The sequence below is a fragment of the Dehalococcoidia bacterium genome (assembly GCA_035574915.1).
Taxonomy (GTDB): domain Bacteria; phylum Chloroflexota; class Dehalococcoidia; order DSTF01; family WHTK01; genus DATLYJ01.
Map to the genome: position 1 here is coordinate 27,916 of DATLYJ010000148.1, position 17,753 is coordinate 45,668.

Annotated in this window: 13 protein-coding genes and 1 tRNA gene; 7 read left to right on the top strand and 7 right to left on the bottom strand. The window is 67.0% G+C overall.

Annotation, left to right across the window (positions count from 1 at the left end):
- Window positions 1-191: 191 nt before the first annotated feature.
- The gene (locus VNN10_13525) at window positions 192-716 is read right to left on the bottom strand and encodes a hypothetical protein (GenBank protein ID HXH23039.1); all 525 of its coding nucleotides are present in this window, start codon (window positions 714-716) and stop codon (window positions 192-194) included.
- 453 nt (window positions 717-1,169) lie between these two features.
- Window positions 1,170-2,204, bottom strand: coding sequence for a hypothetical protein (locus VNN10_13530; protein HXH23040.1), 1,035 nt, complete (start codon window positions 2,202-2,204; stop codon window positions 1,170-1,172).
- Between the two features lie 988 nt (window positions 2,205-3,192).
- On the opposite strand from VNN10_13530, the gene VNN10_13535 reads away from it, so the two are divergent.
- From VNN10_13535 to VNN10_13545, 3 genes are all read left to right on the top strand, one after another.
- Window positions 3,193-3,318, top strand: coding sequence for a hypothetical protein (locus tag VNN10_13535; GenBank protein ID HXH23041.1), 126 nt, complete (start codon window positions 3,193-3,195; stop codon window positions 3,316-3,318).
- 12 nt (window positions 3,319-3,330) lie between these two features.
- On the top strand, window positions 3,331-3,783 hold the full coding sequence (locus VNN10_13540; protein ID HXH23042.1) for a hypothetical protein: 453 nt from the start codon (window positions 3,331-3,333) through the stop codon (window positions 3,781-3,783).
- Between the two features lie 1,351 nt (window positions 3,784-5,134).
- On the top strand, window positions 5,135-6,109 hold the full coding sequence (locus VNN10_13545) for a hypothetical protein (protein ID HXH23043.1): 975 nt from the start codon (window positions 5,135-5,137) through the stop codon (window positions 6,107-6,109).
- Window positions 6,110-6,453: 344 nt separating this feature from the next.
- Here VNN10_13545 and VNN10_13550 read toward each other — a convergent pair.
- From VNN10_13550 to VNN10_13560, 3 genes are all read right to left on the bottom strand, one after another.
- Window positions 6,454-6,528 (bottom strand) — tRNA-Gly (locus VNN10_13550).
- Between the two features lie 22 nt (window positions 6,529-6,550).
- Window positions 6,551-9,901: a UvrD-helicase domain-containing protein gene (locus tag VNN10_13555; GenBank protein ID HXH23044.1), complete on the bottom strand. Its 3,351-nt coding sequence runs from the start codon at window positions 9,899-9,901 to the stop codon at window positions 6,551-6,553.
- The gene (locus VNN10_13560) at window positions 9,898-12,810 is read right to left on the bottom strand and encodes a PD-(D/E)XK nuclease family protein (GenBank protein HXH23045.1); all 2,913 of its coding nucleotides are present in this window, start codon (window positions 12,808-12,810) and stop codon (window positions 9,898-9,900) included. The genes VNN10_13555 and VNN10_13560 overlap by 4 nt, the downstream gene beginning before the upstream one ends.
- Window positions 12,811-13,009: 199 nt before the next feature.
- Here VNN10_13560 and VNN10_13565 point away from each other — a divergent pair, with 199 nt between their 5' ends.
- Together VNN10_13565 and VNN10_13570 are read left to right on the top strand one after the other, a co-directional pair.
- Window positions 13,010-13,867 (top strand): aldo/keto reductase, encoded by an 858-nt coding sequence (locus VNN10_13565; GenBank protein ID HXH23046.1) that lies wholly within the window; start codon window positions 13,010-13,012, stop codon window positions 13,865-13,867.
- 9 nt (window positions 13,868-13,876) lie between these two features.
- The gene (locus VNN10_13570; GenBank protein HXH23047.1) at window positions 13,877-14,743 is read left to right on the top strand and encodes an amidohydrolase family protein; all 867 of its coding nucleotides are present in this window, start codon (window positions 13,877-13,879) and stop codon (window positions 14,741-14,743) included.
- Here VNN10_13570 and VNN10_13575 read toward each other — a convergent pair.
- Window positions 14,717-15,100 (bottom strand): DUF4157 domain-containing protein, encoded by a 384-nt coding sequence (locus VNN10_13575; protein HXH23048.1) that lies wholly within the window; start codon window positions 15,098-15,100, stop codon window positions 14,717-14,719. The genes VNN10_13570 and VNN10_13575 overlap by 27 nt on opposite strands.
- A 22-nt stretch (window positions 15,101-15,122) precedes the next feature.
- Between VNN10_13575 and VNN10_13580 the strand changes: the two genes are divergently transcribed.
- Both VNN10_13580 and VNN10_13585 read left to right on the top strand, forming a co-directional pair.
- Window positions 15,123-16,073, top strand: coding sequence for a glycosyltransferase (locus VNN10_13580; protein HXH23049.1), 951 nt, complete (start codon window positions 15,123-15,125; stop codon window positions 16,071-16,073).
- 44 nt (window positions 16,074-16,117) lie between these two features.
- Window positions 16,118-16,621, top strand: coding sequence for a pyridoxamine 5'-phosphate oxidase family protein (locus VNN10_13585; GenBank protein HXH23050.1), 504 nt, complete (start codon window positions 16,118-16,120; stop codon window positions 16,619-16,621).
- A gap of 102 nt (window positions 16,622-16,723) precedes the next feature.
- Here VNN10_13585 and VNN10_13590 read toward each other — a convergent pair whose 3' ends face one another.
- Window positions 16,724-17,626 carry a TIGR03560 family F420-dependent LLM class oxidoreductase gene (locus VNN10_13590; protein HXH23051.1) on the bottom strand — a complete coding sequence of 301 codons (903 nt, stop codon included), beginning with the start codon at window positions 17,624-17,626 and terminating at the stop codon, window positions 16,724-16,726.
- Window positions 17,627-17,753: the final 127 nt, after the last annotated feature.

Sequence of the window (17,753 nt, forward strand, 5' to 3'; positions counted from 1 at the left end):
CTTGGCCTCTGCCGGTCCATCGTCCGCCCTCGGGTCGATTGAGTCCGCCATGCGTCCCACCACCTTCCTGGAAGGGGAGAGCCTCGCGGCTTCTTGCCTCCCGACCCGACCGTCTCGACCGTCTCCTCTCAGCGGTTAGAAGGCTACGCCTGGGATGGGAGTGGAGAATTGACGGACAGTCAGGGCGGCTGTTAACGCGAGCGGCGTGCCAGACGGCGAAGCCATCGCGGCCAAATGGACAGATGGTCCGCGACTTCCCTCATGTACGCCTCCTTGAATTGGCGGAGATCCGCGAGACGGGGGCCGATATCAGGGATGTTCATGTCCGAATCCTGCTCGATCGGCGGCAATCCCCACGAGCGGTTGATCTCCTTTCCGGCGATTCGCCTCGATGCATCGACAAGGGCCTCGTAGGCCTGCCCTACGTAGCGAGATTCGGTCATGAGCCACACGCAGTGGTAGGTAAGGTCGGATTGGATAGCTCTGAGTTCGGTTGAGATGCGAAGTCGCTCGCCTTCCGCATCGCGAGCTCTTCTGCGTCGAACGACATAGGGGAACTCCTCGTACTGGGAGACTGCCTGGAGAGCCTTGGAGAAGTGCTCTCGCTGTCGGTCGCGTCGGTCTTGCGCGCTCTTGTAGAGCAGGGAGAGAAGGGAGGTACCAGCGCCGGCGAGGGCGCCTGCGAGGAGGCTGAGTGCTAGCTCGGTCTCGTTCAATGTGCCGGTAGCTCCGGCTTCTCCGATAGGCTATGCGGCGCTTGGGGTCCGAGCCACTCACCTGACTCACGCCACCATGCTTCACGGAAGAGGTGAAGGCGAGTGAGACCGAGGAGATGAAGCAAGCCGTCGTCCCATATCCATCGTGCCTCAGGAGGATCATGAGGATACCAGAGACACAGTCTTCGGCGTTCGAAGGATGGATACCGGTGTGGAGACTCGATTGGCCCGTCCGTCAGGACGATCGGTGTTCCGGGTGTATGCCGTGGATAGAACAAGATCTCTACCTTGCGGCTCTCGTAGAATGGCACTTCGACGCGAGTCCGGTACGCAAGGAGAGTTTCTCCATCCACCTTCGCGGTCCCCCGCCTGACTTCTGGGAAGTATTTCTGCACCTGGCGCTCAAAGACGATGCGGCTCTTCTCGTCTGCGTACCAAGGGCCGGTGTGGGTCTTACCGAACCTGGTCATCACCGAAAGAAGCCGGGGTCTTGAGGACTGAGGCGGTTCCGGGCGCGAAAATCCCGGCCCTGTTGAAGGCGCCGTTTCCCGAGCGCAAAGCAGAAGCCAACGCTGCCTTCGACTCTTTTCCGGCAGGCTTCTGGATGTACTTCCAGAAGACGACGGCCAGTTCCTCGCGGGCGGCGTCTTCATCATCGTCGCGATCGAGCGCCGCCCGCATGTGCTTTGCTGCACTCTCCAATCGCTGGACGACCACGTCGCGGTCTAGCAATAGCCTGATGGGTGGGGAGACACCCGCCGGGTCCTTGGTGTTCGCCTTCTTGAGTTCCGTTGCGGCGTATTCGAACCACCTCGTGACGGCCTCACCGAGGGACTCCGCTTTCGTGATGCACTCGAGGGCGAGCGCCTCGATGTTGAAAGAGGAGAGGGCGGGTGTTGAGTACTGCTTGTTCTGTGCCTTAGCGATGCGGATCGTGCGCGCTCGTAACCGGCGCAGGTCTTCCGGTGGGTCCGTGAGCAAGGCCGTATGTTTCTCCGGGTGCGAGGCGTCCCAGCTGTCAGCGTCGCGGTTGGGAATCCACAGGCCGTCCGCGCCCCTGCGAGTCAGTGCGACAATCAGGTCGACGCTCGGGTCTGGTGCGTCGTCATCATTTGACAGTGGCTCATTGAACTTCACGATGATCGCCCTCTTCGAGAGCCGGGTCGCCATGCCGGGGTGAGCGTCCTTGAGTTTCTCGCGAACAAGCTTGCGGACGTCGTTCATGACGGCCTCGGGACCTACCTCGCTGCCGTCCGGACCCAATTCGGGGTATGTGCGTCGGTCTAGCACGACACCACAGTCCGCGTCCGTATCATCATTCGCGGTGCGATGTCCGATAGAGCCCGAGGCGTAGTCCCGGAGCCGGCCTGGATAATCCTTCAGTGCCCCTAGAACCTCGCCGCGGCGCGTACGAGCAGCCTCCAGTGTCTCGTCGGCCGGCGCAATTCGGGCACGTACTTCGTCGAGGATTTTGGTTGTCCATCCCATTACGGGCCTCCTGTAGAGGTTGAAGGGGCTTGGCCGCTCAGCGTGGTGGAGTACGGACAAGCTGGGAAGTCGCAGATAGGGCGAACCTCCGCATGGCGGCGCACTGCCTCCGTTCGAAGTTGCCCCGTGCTTCGTTTCTTACGGCAACGTAGTTGGCGGAGAGCCAGAGGCTAAACTCAGCTTATCAGTTGACGCGCGAGCGATCAACTGAAAGCCCTACATGTTGGGGTAGGCGGCCTGCGCCACTACTAAATATAGTGCCTTCATGGTGATGGGACTTGATTACTGTGCGCCCTGCCGGCCGCCGCACGCGATTTCTTTCCGGCCATGCGCCGCCTCTCGTCGCCCAGCCCATTCGGCGGCGAGAACAACTGCATGCGCTCCTGGAGCTGCTGAGGGATCAAGGTGCAGGTGGCGCAGCGTGATGCGCACATCCGAGTGCCGTAGGAGCCGTTGCCCGGTGTGGAGGTCGGTGCCGTTGCCGAGCATCCGCATCGCGGCGGTATGCCTCAACGAGTGCCGATGAACATCCGGCTGATGCCGAAGCGATTGGCCAGGCGTATGTACCCAACAGCTTCCCTCAACTGCTTCCAGAGAGGCAGACAGCCCGCTTGCGCGGACAGGGGCTAAGATCGGGGTTTCAGGGCCGGATTTTGAATCTGGAGCGGGGGACGGGACTCGAACCCGCGACAGCCTGCTTGGAAGGGTTCCGGGCGGCCTTCCAGATTCGATTCGTAGCTAAGCCGAGTTGCGCCACACGCGACGCAAGCAGGTTCGGAGAGTCAGCTTAGCGCAGGCCGTGGTTAGGGCTCCCTAGGCGCTTCGGCGCCGAAGCGCGATCAAGGAGCCGAGCCCGGCAGCGACGACGATCAGGACCGCCAGACGCGAGCTCGCCGTGTTCCCGTCGCTGAGACCGGCGTCACCGGTCTGGGGCGGAGTGACGCCCGCGGCTTCAACTCCCGCTGCCGGCTGAGCCGATGGTGTGCTGGTGGCCGCTGGCGACGCGGTCGGCGTGCGGGTCGGAGTCGAAGTGGGCGTAGGAGTGTTCTGGACAGGCTCTTGCGGCGCCGCGGTGCCCGTCGGCGACGGCGTGCTCGTGGCCTGTGGCGTTTGAGTGGCTGTGGGCGTGCGGCTCATCGTTGGGGTGATTGTCACGGTTGGCGTGTTCGTATTGGTGGGAGTACTGCTGACGGTGGGCGTGTTCGTGGACGTTGGCGTGTTTGTCGGCGTAGACGTGTTCGTCGGTGTGTTGGTCACTGTTGGTGTAGGGGCGATGGTAGACGTACTCGTCGGTGTGTTGGTCACTGTTGGTGTAGGGGTATTGGTAGACGTACTCGTCGGCGTGGGAGTCTCGGTGATGGTCGCTGTGGCCGTAGGCGTTGGGGTGTCTGTAGGGGTCGAGGTTGCCGTGCTGGTCGGCGTGGCGGTTGTAGGGCAGGTGAAGGTGCCACTAAAGACCTCGAAGTTATCGAAAGCAGCCAGGACCGCCTGGTGGGTGAAGAACGCGTCCTGGCTCCAGATCCACAACTCCGGGGGGAGGGCAATCGGGGGGCCGAAGACTGTCGTGCCGATTTGCTGAAATGAGGACCCGTCGAAGTAATATCCGGTGAAATTGGAACCGGACCGCACCAGGCGCAAGGTACCGGAAGTGTCCGACGTTGCTACCGTTGGGAACAGGGGGACGCCGCCAGTCAGCTCGGTCGCATAGGCCTCTCCTGAGATTGGGAACCCAGAGAAGCTCCCCCGGTGTACGAACTGCCCGCCGACGACAAGACTTACGCGCACCCCGCTTGGAGTGGCCGTCGGCCAGGTCAAGAGACTGTACTGTACTCGAATGTCGAAGTCCCCGGAGAGCAGACAGTTGCTAACGACTTGGCCACGGATTCCGAACGTTACGGACCCGGCTGCTGTCGCCTCAATCGATACTTCCAGACGCTGGTTGGTCTCCGCCAGGGTGACGCCTGTGCCGTTTGTCGACGCAGTCCAGAGGCTGGAGTCGATGCTGTTGTCGTTGAAGTCGTCGATGATGACGGCGTTGGTCTCGGGCGCCTGCATGGACACCAACGCCACGACAGCAATTGCCGACGCCAGGACCAGAACAAAGAGGAGTCTGTTCGGCAGCGAGTTAGCAGCGTGCATTTCCACTCAGTCGGACTCCTCGTACTAATGCGCAGCGCGAATCACACACCCGGTTTGCGTAGGCCAGCTGACCCGCGTTTGGGTGCAAGGTGCCATACTTGTCGCCCTGCCAGGCTTTGGACTCAGCGTAACGGTGAAGCCCCAGCCATGCCGTTGTGCGGCGCTCGCTACTTCGGCATTCAGATTGGTCAGCATGGTCAGCATGTCAGCATGAATGTAGAGGCCCATGCCGCCTCATCGGCGGAGATTCCGGCGTGCGGTGACGCTGCCGCAGGGTGGTCGGCAAGGATCGTTTGGTCACACGCTTGACCGGCTGCGTCCCGTGTGGGGTCGTTGTACTCGGTTAGATACACCCGCTCCGCCTTCAAGGGGACTTCTGCAGTCCGGACGCGTGCTGGTCGTAGTAGCCCGGCAAGCTAGGCAGCAGTTTGGCCAAGCGGGACGAGCCGGAGCCTGGTTGGCGGAGATACCAGGGGCCGGGCGCCCAGAAGAAGCAATCCGCAACGATACCCGAGAACTCGACGTCGTTGGCTCCGATTGAAATAAGTAGCGCGTCTATGCTCCTGTCTCCAAATTCTCGATGGTCTCGGCGGCTGGGCTGGGACCGGCGAGGGCAGAGTGGCGGCACTGCTCGCTCTGCCAGATCGGGGCGGGGCCAGGATCAGCCCAACATTGCTTCGGTCTGAAAATGCAGAGTGCTGATGCTTGCCGCCAGTCCCCTAATTGGGTTAATTTCGCGGCGTTCCTGGCGATGGACCTGGCCCTCACAGTAGACCTTAAGGTCAGAAGACGTGCGCTACCGACTCGCGAGAGCTGAAGACCTCAACGCCTACGAAGAGATTCTCGAGCCGGGCTTTCGGGCAAGCCCGCATGTTCGGCATCGGCTCATCGACATCTGGCGGACGCTATTGTTGGAAGACAGAGCTCTATTTGTGACGTTTGAAGACGAATACGAGCCACGAACAATCGAGGCGGCGGCTATCACGTCCTTCGCCCAGGAGACATTTGTCCACGGCTACCTCAAGAACCCGCGACCGTATCTTGCAGCGGAAGTCTATGAGAAAATCCTTGGTGGGCGCTCACCGTTACTCACTCCCCAAGAGGTTCGAGCTGCCAACTCCGGACGCGGTCTAGAATTCATCGCGCTTCACTTCATGCTGCGGCATCCGGACCTTGATGACCCAAGGACGCAGGAGGTCCTTATGGCAGCGAACGCTGCCTTCTTCTTTTTTCACCACGGCTACAGAATGAACAGCATTCTTCAGGAGGTCTACGGGCGCGACAAGGCAGATTATCTAGAGAACGCCGGCTTTCGCCCGCTGGATGATTTCGCCGACTACTTCGCCCTCCGGGCTGATGAACCTCCCGATCCTAAGGATCACCCCTACCTCCTCCGGCTGGGTAAGGAGGACATTGTCCCGGCCGCCGTTACGCCACTATCCTTTCTGTTTCACCCGCGGCCGACGCGAATCTACTTCTCGACTGCCGAGCGGAAGGTTCTGGAACGAGCGCTGCTAGGCCAATCGGACGAAGAACTTAGCGCGAGCCTTGGTGTATCGGTGGACACCATTAAGATGACGTGGCGCCGGGTCTACCAACGCGTGGACCGGGAAATGCCTCAACTGCTCGGCTCAGATGCCGCGCGCAAACAAAGCCCATCGCGCGGCAGCGAAAAGCGTCGCCGCCTCCTGGATTACTTGCGGAATCATCTGGAGGAGTTGCGTCCGGCAGTGAAGCCGAGCACGCGCGAGGCGCAGCACACGTAATCGACCTGGACGCAGGGCAACGCGCGAACACTGACTCTCAGACGGCTACTCGGCACCGAGAAGACGGTCGAAGGAAAGAGGCAGCCTATCGAGCGGACTAAACCAATGGGGAGCGAGCGCCCGAAGTGAGGGGCGCAACAGGTCCCGACCATGCCGAATCGATGCGGGAATCCGCAGACAACAACAGGGCACCTTGCATGAACCGATGAAGTCGGCCAGCGTTCGCGGCTACCTGCACCGGAAGCGCTAGACCAACTAACTCCTAGCCTGGGTCGCTGAATCAGACTTCCAAAATGTTATCAGGAAGCGCTTGCCGACAATCGTTAGGCGTTGCAGTTTGAATCTGGAGCGGGGGACGGGACTCGAACCCGCGACAGCCTGCTTGGAAGGCAGGAGCTCTACCACTGAGCTACCCCCGCCCGGGGGATGCGTCACCTAACACTATATCTCAAGCCGCAGCTGCTGGCCTGCGGCCGCGGGCTGGCCCTCCGCCGAGGCCGCCCTTACCCGCGGGGACAGACGCTCCCGCGCCATGCGCGCCAACTCCCCCGGCTCGCCCGGCGATGCTTCGACCCCCGGCGCCACGAAGGCGTAGGTCACGCGGCGCACCGGGCGGCCGGTCGCCGCCTCGAGGCCGAGCACGTAGAGCCCAGCCTGGAGCTGGTACTCTTTCAGGCGCGCCGGCACCGCCGCTTCCGGCACGTCATCCGTCTTCCAGTCGATCAGCTCCAGCCCCTCGTCCGTCTCCAGCACGAGGTCCACGAACCCCTCGATGGTCACGCCGTCGCGCAGGAGCGCGAAAGGCACCTCGCGCGAGGCGCGGCGGGCGGCGCGGGCGCGGGCCGCGGCGTGGGTCGCGAGGGCGGCCCGCAAGAGCGACTCGATGCGACCGCTCTCCTCCGGTACCGCCTCAGCCACCGCCTGGGCGCGGGCCAGCGCGCGGATCGTCTCGCCGTCCGCATCCCATGGTATGACCTGGAGGGCGGCGTGCACGGCGCGGCCCAGGCGGGTGCCGGCGCGGCCGCGGGCCCAGGGCTCGCCCTCGTCCTCGCGCTCCCCCTCGGCGCCCTCTTCGCCGGCCATCGCCTCCATGCGGCCAAGGGCCGTGGCGCTCGTCACCGCGGCCGTCTTCTCCTGGACAGACGCGACGAACGCCGCCCGTACGGTCTCGAACTGCACGTCGGCGACCGGCGGCTCGTCGACCACGAGGCCGCCGAAGGGCTCCGCGCCGGCGTCCGCTACCTCCTGGAGTGCTGGCATCTCGCCGGCCGCCTCCCGCGCGCCCGCCTCGATCAGGCGCTGCGCCAGCGGTGCGGTCGCGCGCTGGGGGTGGTACAGAAACAGGACCAGGTGGTCTCGGGCCCGGGTCGCCGCGACGTAGAGGAGCCGGGCGCGCTCCGCCTCCTCATGCGCCTTCTCCTGCGCCTCGATGGCCTCCACCGGGCCGAGGTCGAAGCGAGCGCCACGCGTCCGCGACCCGATGGTCACAGACACCTGCCCGGTGCTACGGTCCAGGCCGAGCGCCTCGTACCGGTACCCCGGGCCCACGCCCAGGCCGGCGATGAAAACGATCGGGAACTCCAGGCCCTTCGCGGCATGGATGGTCAGGACGCGCACCGCGTCCTCATCGTCGTCCAGGCCTGCGCCCTCGTGGTCCAGGATCGCCCTCCCGGCGCGGCGCTCGAGCCAGTCGACCAGGGCGCCGAGAGTCTGGGGGCCGTCGGCCTCGAAGGCTCGGGCCTGCTCGATCACGAAGCGCGCGCGCCGGTAAGCGTCCCGATTCCCGGCATCGAACATGCCGGCCTCCACCAGCCGGCGGCTGGCGACGAAGCGCTCGACCATGGCCGCGAGCCGGCCGGCGGCGCGCGATTGGTGGAACTGGCGCAGGTCCAGGAGCGCCTCCACGACTCGCCCTTGCGACGCTTCCAGCGCCGGCGAGAGGTAATTGAAGCTGCCGCCTCCGAGGCGGTGTCGCGCCAACTCGACGTCCGAGCAGGCGTAGGCCGGGCTGCGCAGCGCCGCGACCACCGCCACCTCGTCCGTCGGGTCGTCGATCGCCGTCAGGCAGTTGATGAGGTCACGCACCTCCTGCGTGGCGTAGACCAGGCTCCCGCCCTCCACCCGGTATGGGATCCCCGCGGACGACAGCGCTCGCTCCAGCGGCTGCAATATGGCCCGCGATGGGATGAGGATGGCGATGTCGCGGTATGCCGCGGGCCGTGCCCGCCCATCGACCCGGTCCCAGACCTGCCAGCCCTGCTCGAGGGCGGCCCGGCACCAGGCGGCCACCTGCCCCGCCTCGTGCCGGCGCGCGTCGCGGGCGTTCATCTCCACCGGTCCGCCGCTCCAGCCCACGCCAGGGCCCGCCAGATCGTCTTCGCGTAGCCACTCGACGCCGCGGTATGGCGGCTGCACGCCCGGGCTGTCCCCGCTGCCGATCAGGCGCTCGAAGACCTGGTTCACGAACCCGAGCACGGCCTTGCGCGACCGCCTGTTCAGCGCCAGCTGCGGCAGCCCGCCGCCTCCCTCTTCCACCTCGCGGCGTGTGGCCGCGTAAACGGCCATGTCGGCGCGCCGGAAACGGTAGATCGACTGCTTGGGGTCGCCCACGAGGAACAGGCGGCCCGGCTCGACGCGCCCGCTCACCGGGTCACGCGCGAACAACAGCGCGATCTCCACTTGCAGCGGGTCGGTGTCCTGGAACTCATCGATGAGGAGGGCGCGGTAGCGACGGCGCAGGCGCAGGCGGGCGTCCTCGTTATCACGCAGGACATCGCGCAGGCGCAGGATGAGGTCGTCGAACATCAGCTGGCCGTCCTGCAGCCGCGCGCGCGATTCGCCGGCGACAAAGCGCAGCAAGACCGGCAGCAGCCGCGCGAGCGCCTCGCCCCGGCGGGCTGCGAGCGCCGCGTCCAGCTCTTCCGAGACCGAACGCAGCGCCTGCCGCGCCAGCTCGACAGGGACGGCCGCCGCCCAGTTCCGGCTCGTGCCGGCGCTGCCGTTGCCCCTGAGCATGGGCGCCACGTCAGCGAGCAAGGCGTCGAACTCCTCCGCGGGCGCGCCGATCAGGTCGTCAAGCGCCGCCAGCGCGCGCTCGATGGCGCTGCGCAGCCGGTCTTCGGCCGGCACGCGTTCGAAACCCAGGCCTGCCAGCCTCTCACGCATCGCCCGCAGGTCAATGCCGGGGTCCGGAGGCGCGGCCGGCGGCGAGACCTCGAGCATCTCGGCGATCGCCCCCTGACGCCACAGCTCCGTCGCCAGCCGCTCGATGTCCCGGGTCGTGAGGCCCAGCGCCAGGGCGCGGCCAAAGGCCGCGCGGCAGTCGGGCTCGGAGCCAGCCTCCTCGAGAAACGAACGCCACCGCTCCTGGAAGCGACGCTCCGCGGCCAGTTCGTCCTGGACGCCGAAGCTGGGGTCGATGCCCTGTTCCGCCGCGAAGGTGCGCAGGACCTGGAGCGCAAAGGCGTGGATCGTCGATATCTGGGCCCGGTCCAGGCCTTCGAGGGCCGCTACGAGCAGTTCCGCGTTGCCCTCACCGGCACGCAGACGACGTTCGAGCTCGGCGCGCACGCGGTCCCGCATCTCGGCCGCTGCTTTCTCCGTAAAGGTGATGGCAACAAGCTCTTCGACCCGCCGCCCGGCCAGGACCAGCGCCACGTAGCGTTCGACTAGTACTCGCGTCTTGCCCGTGCCGGCCCCGGCCTCGACGAAGAGAGTCTCGTCCAGCTGTTGCACGATGCGCTGGCGCGTCTCCTCGTCCTGCCGGAGGTGGAAGTCCCGGTCGCCGCTCACGGCCCAGCCTCATCGCGAGCAACTCGCGCTACGCGCCGCCAGGGGTCCAGCGCCGCATCCCCAGCCTTCGCCTGAAACTCGTACACTCGCCGGCGCGAGCAGATGCGGTCGAAGTCGCAGAAGCGGCAATTGCTGAAGCCCGCGCGCTGGGACGCGCCGACGCGGAAGTCCTCCTCGTCGCCGGGCACCGCGGGGAAGGCGCCCGCGCGCACCCCGTCCAGGATTGCCCCCAGGGTGCGCTCGAACCGCTGCCGGTTCGCCTCCGAGTCCAGGTAGTGCACCCGCTTGAATTCGCCGCGTCTGCTCACGAACCAGTACAGGGCCCGCACCTCCTCCGCCGACCCCGCCGCCAAGGCGTAGACCGGCAACTGCAGCTTGGTGCCTCCGGCGAACGGGTCTGCGTCCGACAGCTTCTCGAACTCGGACGCCGACCCCGTCTTGTAGTCGATGACCCAAGCGCGCCGGCCGTCCGGTGTCATGTCCAGGCGGTCGACGATGCCCGAAAGTAACGCCTCGCCGGCGCGGGTCGGCTGCAGGCGCTGCTCGAAGGCGGCCGGGACCGCTCCCGTCTCGGCGCGGAACTCGTTGTCGTGTTCCAGGAAGGCGGCGAGGTCCGCGCGCAGCGAGCCGCGCTCGAAGTCGGCATAGACATCGAGGCCGGCGCGGCCCAGGCCCCGCAGGCGCTCGTACTCCTCGTCGAAGACCGCGAGCAGAGCATCCAGGTCGGACCGCGTCCACCTTTCGTAAGGCCGCGGCCGGCCGCGCTCCTGCTCACGCCGGAAGAAGCGCTCGAGCGCCCGGTGCACCAAGAGCCCGCGCTCGGCCGCGCCCATGGTCTCGCCCTCTTCTGGCTCCTCCACGCCCTTCAGGCGGAGCACGGAGGCAAGGAAGTACCGGAAGCCGCAGGCTCCGTAATACTCGAGAATGGTGGGAGAGAGCGTCACGCTCAGCGCGGGCCCGACCAGGCCGCTGAGGCCAGCAAGGTTGCCGTCGAACTCCGTGAAGCTGCTGCCGCGCCGCGACCGCAGCAGCATTACTGGCCGCTCCAGCTCGCCCGCGGGTGGCAACGCGCCAGCGCGGCGGGCAATCACCGCCTCGCGCAGGCGCACCTCCCAGCGGTTCACCGGCGGGCCGACCATCGCCGCGGCGAGAGGTGAGGCTGGCCGCACCAGCCAGTCCCTTGGCCCGGCGCGCCGCAGTCCCCCCGCGGAAACGATCCCTGCATCCCGCTCTCGCGCCGCCTCGACCATCGGCGACGAGGGATAGTAATCGCGGGTGCCATCAGCGGCCTGCAGGGGACAACTCCACGTCAACGTACCGCCGGAGGCGGCGGACCGAAGTCGCGCCGCTGCCTCGCGCGCCAGTGCCAGCCGGCGCGAGAGGTCATCGGCGAAGGGGTGCGTCTGCCTCAAGCGCGCCCAGGTCTCGTCCTGGACCAGCGGTTCCGTTTCGGCGGCCGCGGGGAAGGCGCCTTCGAATGCGCCACATATGAACACGAAGGAAAAGCTCAGCCCGGCGGCCAGCCGATAGTCCGTGATGAGGACACCCTGCCCGAAGCGGCCTCGACGAATGCTCGCCGCCGCGAGGTTCGCCTCCAGTGCCTGGGAGAACGACGCCAGGTCGAACTCGCCGCCCAGGGCGTCGATGGTGCCGAGCTGGCGGACCTCCTCCTGCAACTCCGCGAAGCCTTCTGCATCGGGCGCCAGGTAGTCTTGGAGGACCGCCAGGAATGCCGGTATGAAGTCGCGCGCCGGCTGGCGGCGGCGCAGCGGCTCCAGTCGAGCGCCCAACGCCGCCACCACCTCGCCCAGGTTCAGCGCGCCCTCGATGTCCGCCTCTGCCAGGCGCCGTCGTCCTTCGCTTACGTCGGCTTCCGGGGCCAGCGCGTCCTCACACTCGCGCCGGAAGAGAAGCAGCGACTCCTGCCAGTGCTCGAGGCCGCGCCCGGCCCCCGCCTCCCTGGCGATTCGCCGCCACTGGCTGACGCGCGGCGCTGCCTGGCCGCCAGCGGACGGGAGAGAGCCCCTGAGGGGCGCCAGGCTCAGGAACTCGAAGACTGCTTCGCGCCGATAGTCCGCAATCGGCAGCCGCGCCAGTGCGAGGACGGCCCGGCCCGCAGCTGTCTCGTCCAGCGGCATCCCCGGCATGCTCGCCGTCGGGATGCCGGCAGCCTCAAAAGTCTGCTGCAGCAACGCGCGATAGGCCCTGTCTCCGCCGTAAAACACGGCGACCTGGTCCAGGCGCGCGCCGCCTTCCAGTGCTTTCAGCACTTCGCGCGCGACCAGCGAGGCCTCCGTTGTTGCGTCGGGGGCCAGTATGAAGCGCTGCTCTGCCCTGCCGGCAGGTTCGGCGACCTCCTCGTACGCCGGGGCGACGCCGCGCACTGCGTCGAGGAAGTCAGCCTCGGCGGCGGACCTGCGTGCCGGAGGCAGGACGTACACCCGGCCCAGCTCTGGCAGGACCCGCTCGGGCGCGGCGCGCAGACGGGCCGCAGCGGCCTCCAGCAAGTCCTCGGCGTCGTAGAAAGCGGCCGTCATCTCGCGGAAGCGACCGTAGAGGCGCGCCACTTCGTCCAGCCGGCCGCCTTCGGATACATAGGGGATGTCCGCAGCCGTCTTGAAACCGGCGCGCCTCAGGCGGAGGAAGGTGTGCCGCAAAGCCCGCGCGTATCCCGGCAACTCCGCCACCGCGGACAGCGCTCCCTTGGACTCGCGGGCCACCAGGGCAGCCGCGTAATCGCCGATCGGCCGCGCCAGCGGCCTGATGCCGGCGCGCGCCAGGTCGGCCGCGGCAATCAGCTCCGCAACGCGGGAGACCACCTCGAAACGCACGCCTGCATAGGGGCCGTGCGCCGCCAGCCGCCGGCGTAGCTGAAGCGCCGCCAGCCTTGACGGGACGATAACCGTCACTGGCGCAAGCGGGTCACTCCGCCTGGCCCGGGCGATGGCCTCCAGGAGCGAATCGAAAGGTGCAGCCGAGGTCGAGGCGCTCGTAACCATAGCGAGGCGGCCGCAATCGCGCCGCCTCGCTGGATTATCCAGCATTCCGCGCGGGTCCCCCACTGGCAATTGGTGCTATGCTGGCGCCGCCCGAACGCAGGAGGCGGACATGATCGAGACGGTCGAGTTCGGACGAACAGGGCATCTCAGCACGCGCGCGATTTTCGGGGCCGCCGCTCTCTCTCGCGTCGACCAGCGCACGGCAGACGAAACTCTCCCCGTCCTTCTCGATTACGGCGTCAACCACATCGACGTCGCTGCCAGCTACGGCGACGCCGAATTGCGGTTGGCGCCCTGGCTACGACGACATCGCGACCGCTTCTTCCTTGCCACCAAGACCGGCGAACGCACCTACCAGGCCGCGCTCGATCAGATACAGAGGTCTCTTCAGCGCCTGGAGGTCGATTATGTCGACCTCATCCAGCTCCATAACCTCACCGACCCGGCGCAGTGGGAGGTCGCGATGTCTCCGGGCGGCGCGCTCGATGCAGCGCGGGAGGCCCGCGAACGCGGCTGGGCGCGCTTCATCGGCGTCACGGGCCACGGCGTCATCGCGCCCTCCATCCATCGCCGCAGCCTCGAGCACTTCCCGTTCGACTCCGTCCTCCTGCCCTACAACTTCACGATGATGCAGAACCCGGACTACGCCCGGGATTTCGAGGACCTGTTCGCGCTTGGCGTAGAACGCGGCGTGGCCATCCAGACCATCAAGGGAATCACGCTCGGTCCCTGGGGAGAACGCGAGCGCACGGCCAGCACCTGGTACGAGCCTCTGCGCGAACAAGGCGACATCGACCTCGCGGTGCACTGGGTGCTCGGGCGCCGCGGCGTGTTCCTGAACACGGCCGGCGACGTCACCCTTCTGCCCAGGGTCCTGGACGCCGCCTCGCGCTTCCGGGAACGTCCGGACGATGCCCGGATGCAGCGCCTTGTCGCTGAGCGCGGCATGAGCCCGCTTTTCGTATAGGCGGCCTCGATGCTGATCGCCGACGCGCAGGTGCACATATGGGGCGCTAACACGCCTGAGCGTCCCTGGCCGCCGGGGCGCGAGCACCTGGCCCAGAAGCCGTACCCGGTGACGAAGGACATGATCCTTGCCGCCATGGACCAGGCAGGCGTGGACCGGGCGGTCCTCGTGCCACCGTCGTGGGAAGGCGACCGCAACGACCTCGCGCTCGAGGCGGCAAGGCTCCATCCCGACCGGTTCGCCGTCATGGGCCGGCTCGCCATCGACGACCCGACGAGCCGCGGGCTCGTCGCCGGCTGGCGTTCTCAACCCGGAATGCTCGGCGTGCGCCTCACATTCCACTTGCCCGAGCAGCGGCAGTGGCTCTCAGACGGGACCGCAGACTGGTTCTGGGCTGCAGCCGAGCAGGCCGCCTTGCCCGTCATGGTCTTCGTCCCCGGCTCCGTGCCGGCGATCGATGGCATCGCGGAGCGCCACCCCGGCCTTCGCCTGGTCATCGACCACCTTGCCATCGGCTCCGGCAAGGACGATGCCGCCTTTGCCCGCCTGCCGGAGGTCCTGCGCCTGGCGCGGCTGCCCAACGTAGCGGTCAAGGCCTCCGCCCTCCCCGTCTTCAGTAGCGAGCCCTACCCCTTCCCGGGCCTGCACCGCTACATCCGTGAGGTCTACGAAGCCTTCGGCCCGCAGCGGATGTTCTGGGGGACGGACTGGACGCGGCTCCCCTGTAGCTGGCGGGAGGCGGTCACACTGTTTACGGAAGAGCTGCCCTGGCTCACGGCCGAGGAAAAGGAGTGGATCATGGGGCGCGCCCTCTGCGAGTGGCTGGACTGGCCGCTGCCCGATTTGCCCTCACAGGTGAGCGCCCCCCAGCCCTGACCGCACGCGCGCCTGCAACGCGTATGCCTCGGCCTCGAGAGGAAGCTCGGCGCTGTAGCGGAACTGGTTTCGTGCCAGCGCCCAGAAGTAGCGGGCCAGGAAGCCAACGTACCCGTAGCGCCCGTACTGCTCGACGTGCTTGAGCTCGTGCGCCAGCAGCGCCAGCGAGCCCTCATCCAGCGGGTTGAAAGCATGGCTCCCGAAGAACACGAACGGCGCGAATGTCATCGCCCCTTGGCGCAAGACCTTCCGCACGAACCAGCAAACGGGGCCCCTGGTCACCAGGCGCACCCGTCCCAGGTTCAGTCCTGGAAACCAGGGCGCGAGCTTTGCGGCCGTTTCGCCATCGATCCGCATCAGGCCTCAGTGTAGTGTGAGCGTGGACACTGGCAGGACGGACAGCGTATTTCCCCGCGTCGAAGTGCCTGCCGCAGTGAGGGACTGTCTGAAGGTGCCTTTCGTCTCCGTGATCATCCCCGTGCTCGACGATCCCGAGGGTCTGCGCGCATGCCTCACGGCGCTCGCGGCCCAGACATACCCCGCCGGTCGCTTCGAGGTCGTGATCGTGGACAACGGCTCCGGCTCCCCGCCCTCGGATGTCGTCGCCGCGCATGACTTCGCCCGGCTGGAAATTGAGCCCGCGCCCGGTTCCTACGCCGCGCGGAATCGGGGCATCGAGGTTGCCAGGGGAGAGGTGCTCGCCTTTACCGACGCCGACTGCCTTCCCGCACCGGACTGGCTCGAGCGTGGCATCGCGGCGCTGGTGGCGGGAGCGCCTGGCATCGTGGCCGGGCGCATCGAGGCCTTCCCGAAGACTCCCGGCAAGCCGACCCCCGTGGAGTTGTACGACATCCTGTATGGCTACCGCCAGCGCTTCGCGGTCGAAAACAACCACTCCTGCTTCACCGCCAACGTCCTCTGCCCTCGTTCGCTGATCGAGGATGTCGGTCCCTTCGACGCCACTCTGCTTTCCGGCGGCGACATGGAGTGGAGCCGTCGCGCCCACTGGCGCGGCTACCCCGTGCGCTATGCAGACGACACCCTCGTGCGCACGCCCGCTCGCGGCAGTCTGCGCGCACTCATCCGCCGCACGCGACGCTTCGCCGGCGGTAGCAGGGGCCTGCGGCGCCTCCGTGAGGCCGGGACGCCCTGGCTGGCCCGCCCTCCATCGCGCTGGCCCGTGCGGCGGGAGGACCTTCGCCTGCTGTTCTCCTATCCGCAGGCCCCGGTTTCGGCAAAGCTCCTCACGATGGCGGTCGCCCTCCTTGTTCGCGCGAGCTTCGCCTTCGAGAGCGCGCGCCTTCGCCTCGGGGCCCGGCCCCTGCGCTGACGCCACGGAGCAGCGTCGTACAATCCCGCTCGGGAGGAGCTGCCATGCCGAGAATGAAGCCCGAGGACGTGAAGGAGTTCCTGAAGCAACCTCTCGTGGGCGTCATCGCCACCCTGCGGCGTGATGGCCGGCCCTACACGGTGCCAGTCTGGTGGCTGTGGGATGAGCAAGAGGGCGTCTTCTGGCTCACGGGCACTTACTCGCGCGTCTGGTGCAAACAGCTCAAGCGCGACGGGCGGATCTCCCTCTGCATCCAGGGCGCCGTGCCCGATGGCGTCCACGGCCACGTCGAGGCTGATGGCGTCGCCGAGCCTCGCGAGCTGCCGGATTTCGACATCTGGCCCATCTCCAAACGCCTAGCCGTCAAGTATGTTGGCCGCGGCGACCCGGACTCGCCGCGCGTCCAGTCGTTCTTCGACAACATGCGCACGGAGCCCCGCCTGCTCTTCCGTATCACCCCGCAGGTCTGGCGCGCCATCGACATGCGGGTCTACCAGGGGAAGCGAGGCGACCGCGAGTACCAGGCCCGGGTTCGAGCCGGAGACTGACTCCGGAGACACCACCTGCACACCACGTCCTGAAGCCGCGGGAGGAACGCGAGACCAGCGCCGTATGCGGCCGCTATCGCGACTCAGGGATGCCCTGATCTCTCACCTGAACGCCGGCGCCACGTCCTCGATGAAGCGGTCCAGCCCTTCCTTCCGCCTCCCGACCTCCCGGCCCAGGTTGAAGTCCGGGACGATGAACTCGTCCAGCCCTGCCTCCGCGTAGCGCCCGATCTGGTCACGCACCTCCTCCAGGCTCCCGGCGATCGACGCGAAGCCTCCGCCCGCGCGCGCCCGCTCGATGACGGCAGGGTCGTTGCTGATCGTGATGACCGCCTGGGCTGAGCGCCGGATCGACTTCGGGTCGCGGCCCGAACGCTCGCAGTGCTCCTCCAGGACCTTGATCTTGCGCGCCAGGGTCTCCGGTGTGCCCCAGGTGTTCCACTCGTCGGCGTACTGAGCCGCGATGCGCATGGTTACCTTTTCGCCCCCTCCGCCGACCAGGATCGGCAAGTGCGCCTGCACCGGCTTCGGCGAAAGGGGGGCGTTCCTTACCTTGTAGTACCGGCCGTCGAAGTCCGTGTGCTCGTTGTCGAAGAGGCTGCGGATGATCTGCACCGCCTCCTCCAGGCGCCGCAGGCGGCCGCCCGGCGTGTAGTAGGGGATGCCGTAGGCCTCGTGCTCGTTCTGTTGCCAGCCGGCGCCGATGCCCAGGACACAACGGCCGCCGCTGATTATGTCGACTTGCGCCGCCTGCTTGGCCAGCACGCAGGGGTTTCTGTAGGTGTTACCGGTCACAAGGCTCCCCAGCCGGATACGCGGCACACGCGCCGCGAGGCCGGCGAGCACCGTCCACACCTCCTGGGTGGGACCCGTGTTCTCCGGCCTGTTGGGCATGAAGTGGTCGGCAATCCAGAGGCCGTCCCAGCCGCTAGCGGCGACGTGCTCGGCCTCGTCCAGAAGGTCGGCCCACGGGGCAGCCGAGCCCGGCCAGGCGCTGAACTTCAAAGAAAACTCGCTTCCAGGGCCCGGTTCAGCGGACCATTAGCGCCCCACCCAGGGCGAGCGTCCTGTCGGTCTCGCTGGGCCCGGGCTCCTCGCCGAGGTCCGTGCTCCAGGTGCGGAGCCAGGGCAG

Excerpts from the sequence above, each read along its gene's own strand:
- VNN10_13575 (HXH23048.1), bottom strand. The coding sequence starts at position 15,100 with ATGCGGATCGATGGCGAAACGGCCGCAAAGCTCGCGCCCTGGTTTCCA.
- VNN10_13565 (HXH23046.1), top strand. The coding sequence starts at position 13,010 with ATGATCGAGACGGTCGAGTTCGGACGAACAGGGCATCTCAGCACGCGC.
- VNN10_13585 (HXH23050.1), top strand. The coding sequence starts at position 16,118 with ATGCCGAGAATGAAGCCCGAGGACGTGAAGGAGTTCCTGAAGCAACCT.
- VNN10_13530 (HXH23040.1), bottom strand. The coding sequence starts at position 2,204 with ATGGGATGGACAACCAAAATCCTCGACGAAGTACGTGCCCGAATTGCG.
- VNN10_13570 (HXH23047.1), top strand. The coding sequence starts at position 13,877 with ATGCTGATCGCCGACGCGCAGGTGCACATATGGGGCGCTAACACGCCT.